Origin of the sequence: Streptococcus sp. Marseille-Q5855 (assembly GCF_946901985.1) — a bacterium.
Classification (GTDB): domain Bacteria; phylum Bacillota; class Bacilli; order Lactobacillales; family Streptococcaceae; genus Streptococcus.
The window spans coordinates 377698-385000 of sequence record NZ_CAMPPR010000001.1; the positions used below are offsets into that span (position 1 = coordinate 377698).

A 7303-nucleotide genomic window follows, 5' to 3' on the forward strand; every position below is an offset into this window, starting at 1 on the left:
TCACAAAGAAAAGGAGCTCAGCGCTCCTTTTTGTTTACTATTTATACTCTTCGAAAATCTCTTCAAACCACGTCAGCTTCCATCTGCAACCTCAAAAACATGTTTTGAGCTGACTTCGTCAGTCTTATCTACAGCCTCAAAGCAGTGCTTTGAGCAACCTGCGGCTAGCTTCCTAGTTTGCTCTTTGATTTTCATTGAGTATTATTTCTCTCTTTATGACGCTCATAAGCCTTGAGCTGGCGCTGCAGTTCCTTTTTAATAGCAGGTTCTGGAGCATATTTTTCTTCCCAATCATCTGGTTTTAAGATTTTGTGGGTCACTGGATCAAAATGAGCCTTGCCATCTGGAAAAATTTTCCCCATATTAGCCTGATGGACAATGTCAAAAATACGTTCTGGATCCACCCCCATCAAGACAAAACTACCGTAGGTGAAATAAAGCGTGTCAATCAAGGCATCCACCTGACCTATCAAATCTTGCTGAGCAGGCGTCTTCTTAGCTACTTTATCTGCTGCCTTATCAAGAGCTTGATGAAGTTGCGATAGAGCTTGACCAAAGTCCTCTTCAGAAGGGCTGGCAGCTCGAACAAACTCCACCAATTCTTCTATTTTAAAGCCAGCCCTATGGGTTGCACCTTCTAAATCCCAAGCTCGAGGTTCTTCTTGAGTTCGTTCATCCATCATATGGTGGAAGGTCTTGACCTTATTGAAATGATAGTCACGGCTGACAAAGACTTTTTCTGAAGCCAAAACACCAAAATGTTCCAAGGCCTTGTGGATTCCGTCTTGTTGATTGCTGGTGGTAATGTGCTTGGCAACTTCCTTGACACTGCTACTACCATTTCCCATAGCCACAGACATACCGACACCCGCCAACATTTCTAGGTCATTGTCCGAGTCTCCAAAGGCCATGACTTGGTTGAGGTCAAAGCCATATTCTTTCCCGACTAGTCGAATGCCTTCCAATTTAGAGTTTCCTTGATTGATGACATCCGCAGCAAAAGGATTGCTACGTGTCAATTTCAAGTCTTCAAAATCAGCTGCCGCCTTCTCAGATTCTTCTGGCGTCATCAGCATCAAAACTTGGTAGATAGGCTGATTCATCAGGTGAAGCAGGTCTTCTTCCTTTTGAGGAACAACCTTGCTGACCATACGATTAAAGGAATGACTCACCGTCCGGGTTAAGACAGAGGGAACGAAGCGACTGATTCGTTGGGAAAAAGAACCCAGACCAAAGGACATGATTTTAGAACCCAGCATGGCATCCTTGGTCCCTAGGGCAATCTCCTTCCCCTCTTTTTTAGCATAGCTAATTAGATGGCGCAAGTGCAACTTGGAAATAGGGCTCGTGAACAAGACTCTGTCTTTAGTAAAGATGTACTGGCCATTATAGGTTACCGCAAAATCCAGGTCCAAATCGTCCATCAATTCCTTAACAAAAAAAGGTCCTCGTCCTGTCGCTACACCGACAAGCACCCCTTGTTCTTTAACAATCTTAATCGCGTCCCTAGTGGATTTCAAAACACTCTTGCGATTGTTGACTAGTGTTCCATCGATATCAAAAAAAACAGCTTTGACTTCCATCCTATCCCAATCTCCCCTTTTGTGATACAATGATTATACCACATTTCAGAAAGAGTAAGTAAATCATGCCTAAGAAAATCCTTGTTTTACATACGGGTGGGACTATTTCCATGCAGGCCGATGCTTCTGGCGCTGTTGTGACGAGTTCAGATAATCCTATGAATCATGTGTCCAGCCCACTTGAAGGAATCCAAGTTCATGCCTTGGACTTTTTTAATCTGCCAAGCCCTTATATCAAACCCAAACATATGCTGGCTCTCTACCAGAAAATGAAAGAGGAAGCAGATAACTACGACGGGGTGGTGATCACACACGGAACCGATACTTTAGAGGAAACAGCCTATTTCCTTGATACCATGGAAATTCCCCACATGCCCATCGTTCTAACAGGAGCCATGCGCAGCTCCAATGAGCTCGGTAGTGATGGTGTTTATAATTACCTAAGTGCTTTACGAGTGGCCAGCGATGACAGGGCTGCTGACAAAGGAGTTTTGGTTGTTATGAACGATGAGATCCACGCTGCCAAGTATGTTACCAAAACACATACGACCAATGTCGGTACCTTCCAGACTCCTACTCACGGTCCCCTTGGTCTGATTATGAAACAGGAAATCCTCTACTTTAAAACAGCTGAACCTCGTGTTCGCTTTGACCTTGATCACATACAAGGATTAGTCCCTATCATCTCTGCTTATGCTGGTATGACAGATAAGCTGATTGATATGCTGGATTTGGAACACTTGGACGGTTTGATTATCCAAGCCTTCGGAGCTGGTAATATTCCCAAAGAAACGGCTGAAAAGTTAGAAAGCCTTCTACAAAAAGGAATCCCAGTCGCCCTGGTTTCACGATGCTTTAACGGTATCGCTGAGCCTGTTTATGCCTACCAAGGTGGGGGCGTGCAATTACAAAAATCTGGTGTCTTCTTTATTAAAGAACTCAACGCCCAAAAAGCCCGCTTGAAACTCCTCATTGCCCTCAATGCCGGACTAACAGGGCAAGCTTTGAAAGACTATATGGAAGGCTAAGACTCTTGAAAAATCTCTTCAAACCACGTCAGCTTCCATCTACAAGCTCAAAGCAAGGACTTGAGCTGACTTCGTCAGTTCTATCCACAAGCTCAAAGCAGGGACTTGAGCTGACTTCGTCAGTTCTATCCACAAGCTCAAAACAGGGACTTGAGCTGACTTCGTCAGTTCTATCTACAAGTTCAAAACAGTGTGTTGCGCAGTCTTTAACCAGCCGCCTAGTCCGCTCTATGGTATTCATTAAGTCAACATCTCTTGTTTAAGAGCACAAAATCAGGAAATCTTCTCGATTCCCTGATTTTTTCTATTTACGTTTTCGTGTTGAGCTACGTTCTGTTAATCCATGAGATAATAGAACTTCACGTTCTTCCAACACTTCCTTGTGCATAATCTTAGTCAACATACGCATACTAATGGCACCAAGGTCATAAAGAGGTTGGGCAATAGTTGTCAAGTTTGGACGGGTAAAGCGAGAGACTTGCGAATCATCACTGGCAATGATCTCAAATTCTTCTGGTACTGACACACCTTTATCAGCCAAACCGTTCAAGACACCTGCCGCCAACTCATCACCTGTTACAATTGCTGCAGTTGCATTTGATGAAATCAAGCGCTCTGCCAAGGCATAGCCATCTTCATAAGTGTATTTAGATTCAAATACCAATCCTTCGCTATAAGGAATATCTGCTTTTTTCAAAGCTTCCTTGTAGCCAACCAAACGAACCTTACCATTGATGTCATCCACTAGTGGACCACTGACAAAAGCAATGCGCTCATTTTCTTTAGCGAGGTAGGTCACTGCATCAATCGTAGCTTGTTTGTAGTCAATATTGACACTTGGAAGCTGATGCTCTACATCCACAGTTCCTGCGAGAACAATCGGAGTACGTGAACGCGAAAATTCTGAGCGAATTTTATCTGTCAAGTGATACCCCATAAAGATAATGCCATCTACCTGCTTTGAAAAGAGGGTATTGACAACAGAAACTTCTTTCTCGTTATCTTCATCGCTATTAGCTAGGACAATATTGTACTTGTACATTTCTGCAATATCATCAATCCCCTTAGCCAAACTCGAAAAATAACCATTGGTAATATTTGGAATCACGACACCAACAGTGGTTGTCTTTTTACTTGCAAGACCACGCGCAACTGCATTTGGACGATAATCCAAACGATCAATTACCTCTAACACTTTTTTACGGGTATTCTCTTTTACATTTTTATTGCCATTAACCACACGGCTGACCGTCGCCATGGAAACACCTGCTTCACGAGCGACATCATAAATGGTTACTGTGTCATCTGCATTCATTCCTTTTCCTGTCCTTTCTATCCCACACATTCTTTTACAAGTAGAGGCGCCGATTAAAGCTCTATATCTACTTACAAAAGTGAAGATGTGAAAATTTCGTTTTCATATTTTTACTTATTCCATTCTATCACTAATTGTAAACACTTTCAAGTGTTTTTTGAGGATTGATTGAAAAAATTTCATAGAAAGCCTAGGTTTAGCTCCTTGCTACCACCTTAGAGCCACAAAAAGGAGGAAACTAAGCCCCCTCAAGTTACAAATTGTTTGATTGAATAATTTTAATTTTAACACATAATGGTTTTCGCGTTATGATAGTATCACAACCAACCAGATTCTTTCGCGATATTAGCTGCCTCTGTTCGATTACCTGCATCTAGTTTCGAAAGAATATTGGTGACATAGTTTCGGACTGTTCCGTTGGATAAATAAAGTTGATCTGCAATTTCTTGGTTAGAGAAACCCTGAGCAATTCCCTTTAAGACTGCGATTTCTTGTTCTGTCAACGGATTGGGATGCGTCATCACCACTTCCATCAATTCAGGCGAATACTCCTTGCCTCCTTCGAGGACAGTATGCAAAGTTTGCATGAGGTCTGCAATGCTTCTTTCTTTCAAGACATAAGCATCTACTCCAGCCTTGACTGCACGTTCAAAATACCCTGGGCGCTTGAAGGTCGTCACTACAACCACCTTTGTTTCGAGCTTTTCTGCTCGTATCCACTCCAAGACTTCAAGACCAGTCTTAACAGGCATCTCTACATCAAGAATGGCAATATCTACGGACTCTTTTTCTAAGAGTTGGATTGCTTCTTGCCCATTCTTGGCTTGAAAGACAGACTCTATATCCGGTTGAAGCGTGAGCAACTGGCACATGGCATCTCGCAACATACTTTGATCTTCTGCGACTAATACTTTCATCTACTTTCTCTCCTTATAAGGTAGTCGAACTTGCACTTCCGTTGGATGTTTCTGACTGATTACACTTACTTCTCCTGAAAATGGAGAAACACGATCTCGGACTGTATGGAGCTCATTTTCTGTTACAGTTGCAAAACCTTTCCCGTCATCTCTGACCATCAGGAGCAATTCCTGATCTGTCCGTTCTAATTTTAAGTAAGCTTTAGATGCATTGGCATGTTTGATGATATTGGTCACCAACTAGCAAAATCATGGAAGCCGTTGACTCCAATTCCTGAGTAAGGCTAGCAGTGTCTAGTTGGTTAGCCGTTTCCACCTCAATTCCAGCAATTTCTAACATCTTTTTCACAGTCTCTAGTTCAGATGTCAAAGTTCTAGACTTAAGATTTTCCACAATGGTTCGCACTTCACGCATTGATTCTTTGCTAATTTGCTGTATTTCTCTTAATTCCTTTTCCACCTGTGGATAAGCCTGTATTTGAAATAACTGCAAGGCTAGATCAGTTTTAACACTAAGCATAGCAAAGGTATGTCCCAAGCTATCATGCAAATCTTGACCGATACGACTGCGTTCATTTTCAGCAAGCAATAGATTTATCTGGGCATTTTGCTTAGCCTGTGCTTCTTTCAAATCCTCCACAATTCGAATCCGAACCGAGCCCAAAGTCATCAAATCGACAAAAGTAAGAATTACAATCAGATAGACTAGAAACTCAACTTCGATTCTCTGAAAAATCAACAGTTGGCCCACAACAAGGACTTGAGCAAGGAGAAATGTCCATACATGTAAAGACTTTAAACTACGTACGCCAAAATGATAAATTAAGAGATTGGAAAGAAAAAAGAAAAACCAGATATAATTCACAGCAACAAAGGCGGTATTCCCAGCTACATAGACCAGCATGATCCCCCAGAAAAGCCATGATATGCGCTGGTTCTTAGTTATTAAAACACCCAAATACGTCACTACAAATAGAATATCAACCAATAAATGCCAAGCAGGAAGCTCCCCAATCACTACAGGTAGGATGGGAAAAAGCATAAAAATCAAACTTGCCCAAAACATATAGTGTATGCTTTTCAGTCTTTCAAGCATTAAGCATTCTCCTTATGACCTTGAAGGTAAATAGTCAAACCAAATAAAACTGCTGAAAAAACAAGTAAATAAACTGTGGCTGATAGATTGATGCCACCCTCGTTTAAGAAGGTCTTGAGCAACTCCATCAACTGATAGGTCGGGAGACACTTACCGATCGCTTGCATCCAGTCTGGAAATAAAGAGATAGGCATCCAGAGTCCGCCTAAAACAGCCAATCCTAGATAAAGAAGATTGCCCACGACAGACATCAGCTGACTAGTTGGTAAGAGAGTCAAGGTCAAGCCAATCGCTACAAAAGCAATACTTCCCAAAATCAGCAAAATTGCAGCCCCAACCCAGCTTCCTAGAGGCATCTCTACACCTCTTACAAAATGCCCAACTGAGAAAACCACCAAGATTGAAACCAAATAATCAACCAGCATACTTGTTATCTTTGATAGATAATATTCTACCATATTTACAGGGCTATGACGTAATGTTTTCTGCCAATTGTTGATCTTGTCGGTATGTAAAACAACTGGGAATGAAAAGATAGCTGTCGACATCATGGAAAAGGCCGTCATGGAGATAAGATAATCACGCATAAAATTCGCGGGTCCACCTGGTGTTTCCTGGTACATGCCTGAAAAGAATAAATAGAAGGTTGTCGGCATCCCTACGGATAATAGATAATAGACTAATTGCCGTTTGGTCAATAGAAATTCTATCTTGTTTAGTGCGATCCATCGTTTCATCTTAGTCATCTCCCTTCTGTGTTTCTTCAAAGATTGTATCTAGCAAACTACGGTTATTAACTTCGATTTCTTGTATGCTACATCCTGCTTGAACTAACAGTTCCCAGAAAGCATCTGCTTCTCGTGTGACTACTTGCAGAGCATCTTGTTTTTGTACCCATCTTTCAACCAAGTTAGACTGCTCAACGACTTCCTTGTAAGCTAGAGGAAGGATAAAATGCTTTTCAATCTCCTCACTACGCATAGCTAGAGGCGTCGTATCACGAATCAACTCTCCCTTATTTAAAACCAAAATCCGGTCAGCTATATGCTCTACCTCTTCAATATAATGAGACGAATAGAGAATGGTGACTCCTTGCGTTTTTAGGTCCCGAACAATTTCCCAAAAACGTTGACGGGTAGAGGTATCCATGGCAGCAGTTGGCTCATCTAAAAAGACAAGCTTTGGTCGCCCAATTAAGGTCAAGACAAAAGATAAAAGACGCTTTTGCCCACCTGACAATTTTTCTGCAAATTGCTCTTTCTGTTGCTGATCAAACTGCAATAGTTGATCGATTTCCTGGTTACTCAAGTGATTTGGATAAATTTTTTGAAAGAAATCAATCAACTCTTTTATCTTTAGTTTCT

Annotated in this window: 8 protein-coding genes and 1 pseudogene (1 of these 9 cut by a window edge); 1 reads left to right on the forward strand and 8 read right to left on the reverse strand. The window is 41.6% G+C overall.

What is annotated here, in order from left to right:
* Window positions 1-72: 72 nt before the first annotated feature.
* Both OC529_RS01915 and OC529_RS01920 read right to left on the reverse strand, forming a co-directional pair.
* The gene (locus tag OC529_RS01915; RefSeq protein WP_000692922.1) at window positions 73-195 is read right to left on the reverse strand and encodes a hypothetical protein; all 123 of its coding nucleotides are present in this window, start codon (window positions 193-195) and stop codon (window positions 73-75) included.
* Complete coding sequence (locus OC529_RS01920) at window positions 192-1583, reverse strand: Cof-type HAD-IIB family hydrolase (RefSeq protein WP_000453149.1); 1392 nt, start codon at window positions 1581-1583, stop codon at window positions 192-194. The genes OC529_RS01915 and OC529_RS01920 overlap by 4 nt, the downstream gene beginning before the upstream one ends.
* Before the next feature lie 65 nt (window positions 1584-1648).
* Between OC529_RS01920 and OC529_RS01925 the strand changes: the two genes are divergently transcribed.
* Window positions 1649-2611 carry an asparaginase gene (locus OC529_RS01925; protein ID WP_050283378.1) on the forward strand — a complete coding sequence of 321 codons (963 nt, stop codon included), beginning with the start codon at window positions 1649-1651 and terminating at the stop codon, window positions 2609-2611.
* A gap of 28 nt (window positions 2612-2639) precedes the next feature.
* Here the strand turns inward: OC529_RS01925 and OC529_RS01930 are convergent, their stop codons facing one another.
* From OC529_RS01930 to OC529_RS01955, 6 genes and pseudogenes are all read right to left on the reverse strand, one after another.
* Entirely contained in the window at window positions 2640-2852 is a 213-nt protein-coding gene (locus tag OC529_RS01930; RefSeq protein ID WP_078844063.1) for a hypothetical protein, read from the reverse strand.
* A 63-nt stretch (window positions 2853-2915) separates the two neighbouring features.
* Window positions 2916-3926, reverse strand: coding sequence for a catabolite control protein A (ccpA, locus tag OC529_RS01935; protein WP_000990605.1), 1011 nt, complete (start codon window positions 3924-3926; stop codon window positions 2916-2918).
* 317 nt (window positions 3927-4243) lie between these two features.
* Window positions 4244-4843, reverse strand: coding sequence for a response regulator transcription factor (locus OC529_RS01940; RefSeq protein WP_262081355.1), 600 nt, complete (start codon window positions 4841-4843; stop codon window positions 4244-4246).
* A pseudogene (locus OC529_RS01945) lies at window positions 4844-5939 on the reverse strand (sensor histidine kinase).
* Entirely contained in the window at window positions 5939-6676 is a 738-nt protein-coding gene (locus tag OC529_RS01950) for an ABC transporter permease (protein WP_262081356.1), read from the reverse strand. Before OC529_RS01950 ends, OC529_RS01945 begins: the two are co-directional and overlap by 1 nt.
* Before the next feature lies 1 nt (window position 6677).
* A protein-coding gene (locus tag OC529_RS01955; RefSeq protein ID WP_262081357.1) for an ABC transporter ATP-binding protein crosses the window boundary here: on the reverse strand, window positions 6678-7303 show its 3' portion. 259 nt of this gene lie beyond the right edge of the window; 626 of the gene's 885 nt are visible here — the last part of the coding sequence; its start codon lies off the right edge, out of view; it ends in the stop codon at window positions 6678-6680.